Origin of the sequence: Leptospira soteropolitanensis, assembly GCF_026151655.1 — a bacterium.
Lineage (GTDB): Bacteria > Spirochaetota > Leptospiria > Leptospirales > Leptospiraceae > Leptospira_A > Leptospira_A soteropolitanensis.
The window spans coordinates 1-1,926 of sequence record NZ_JAMQPN010000044.1 but is presented as its reverse complement, the minus strand read 5'-3'; the positions used below and the strand labels follow the sequence as shown (position 1 = coordinate 1,926).

The 1,926-nt window shown below is 28.0% G+C and carries 2 protein-coding genes; both read right to left on the bottom strand.

Annotated features, from left to right (window positions below):
* Positions 1-139: 139 nt before the first annotated feature.
* Positions 140-1,081, bottom strand: a complete 942-nt coding sequence (locus ND811_RS19140; protein ID WP_238761839.1) for a hypothetical protein — start codon at positions 1,079-1,081, stop codon at positions 140-142.
* 607 nt (positions 1,082-1,688) lie between these two features.
* Positions 1,689-1,926 (bottom strand): hypothetical protein (locus tag ND811_RS19135; protein ID WP_265365556.1); only part of this gene is annotated, 238 nt, incomplete at its 5' end.

The following is a 1,926-nucleotide window of genomic DNA, read 5'->3' as shown; positions in this document are numbered from 1 at the left end:
CTAGACTAACCGACGTAGGCTGGCCCTGAGTCCCCGAAGGGGACGTTAGGGATTGGCACGACGCTTGCGTAAGCAAGAGGAGTGACAAAAGCCTATGTGTCGTAGACCGAACGAGGGCGCAAGTCCCGAAGTGAAGCGGTTAGTCGTTGTTATTTGCAGTGTGATTTTTTACTAATGATTTCTCAAAAGTATCAATATTATTACTATCTCTTTTCCAAATTTCAATTTTCTCTTCAAGGTTTAATCGATAATCTATATCGGCTTCTTTTATTGCATTAATATTTAAATTTGATAAAAGAGATATTACCTCCTTTCCAAGAAAGGATGCAATTCCAAAGTAGATTCTCATGTTATCAATTCTTGGTCTTTCATGGTAGTATTTTCTAACATTAGGTAATTTGCTGTAATTACTGTGAATAATAGTAGAAAAATACTCATACCAAAATGAATTAAAAATACTTCTGTTTAATTTTGAATTTGGATATAGAAATCCTTGGTGAAAATTCGACCAATTGGCTTTTTCGATAGATTTAATTTCCGAATTTGATATTTTTTTATATTCTTTTAGTCGCTTAATCTTTTGATAAAGTTTTTCTATTTTGTTAATATCTTTTTGATCATTATCATAAAATATTAAATCTTTTTCTGAAGATTTTTGATCGCAATATTTCCAAACGTAATATCTAAATTTAGTTCTATTGTAATTTGTTTTTAGATCGCTGAATATAAATTTTATTTTCAATTGTAATTCAAATAGAATTCTTAAAACAGCTCCTATGGAATTATCATCAAGATATAGTCTATTATCAAGTATATTGGTTTTTAAATTGCCTATCAAATTTATTGTGTTATATTGTACGTAAAATTGGAATACTAATTGTTTTAATGTATAAAGAATTTCATTTTTTTCATCTTTATTGAGATATACATCCATAATGCTATCTAATAAATATTTGATTTCAATGAAATCAGATATGAAATGAGCATATAAAGAATTGAGTTTTTCTGGGTTTTTTTTTAAGGATTCTATAAATTCCTTTAATTTTCTTTTATTGTTAATGTTATATTCTTCTTCTTTCATATTTATCACATTGCAAATAACGAACTAGTGTAAACGACGTTCCCCGACCCTGAGTCCCAGCGGGACGTTAGGGACTGGTCACGTAGCTTGCGCATGCAAGCGAGTGCCAGGAGGGGAATGTGTCGCAGACCAAGCGAGGCCGTAAGTGCCGAAGCGTAGCGTTTACATGCTGTTATACGATGTGCAAAATTTAATCAATTATTTCGACGCTTACACTGACTACTTTTCTCTGTTTTTTATTCTATTTAAAGTTTTTCCTTTCAGGTTTATTTCTGAGCATTAATTTGAAAGTCTTTTGTAATTGTTGCTTTGAAATGAGATTTATAGAAGAATTATTTTTTATTTCGAAGATCGTTATTGTTTAAATTAAGTGAGTTTAATAAATTATCTAATTAAAAATCTTAATTATTTCGTAGAAGATAATTCATTAGTTGTAAATATTGATTATTATCTCTACTATTTTTGGCTATTATGGATTTTATTTGATTTTGAGTTGAAATTTTAAAATTCAATACTTAAAAAAGTGTTATCTTTAAGTTTGAGGTATTATGTTATTTTTAATTGTTTCGAATTTACTTTTTGAGTTTATACTTTTGGGTTTAATTTATTATTCAAATGTATTTTTGAAAATTGATCGGAATAATTTATCCAAATTTCTACATTCAGAAGTTGAGATTTTCCTTTTATTGGAAATTTTAGTATTTTTATTTTTTCTTTTTTTATTTCTCCAGCTAGGATATTTCTTTTTAAAGAGAAATTTTACAAGTATAGAGAAAGAACTGATGATTTTGCAATTTTTTATATTCTTAGTGTTTTTCTTATTTTTTTGATTTTTGCATATCGTA

Bases quoted from the DNA above. Each gene is read 5' to 3' on its own strand.
- ND811_RS19140 (WP_238761839.1), bottom strand. From the start codon at position 1,081: ATGAAAGAAGAAGAATATAACATTAACAATAAAAGAAAATTAAAGGAA.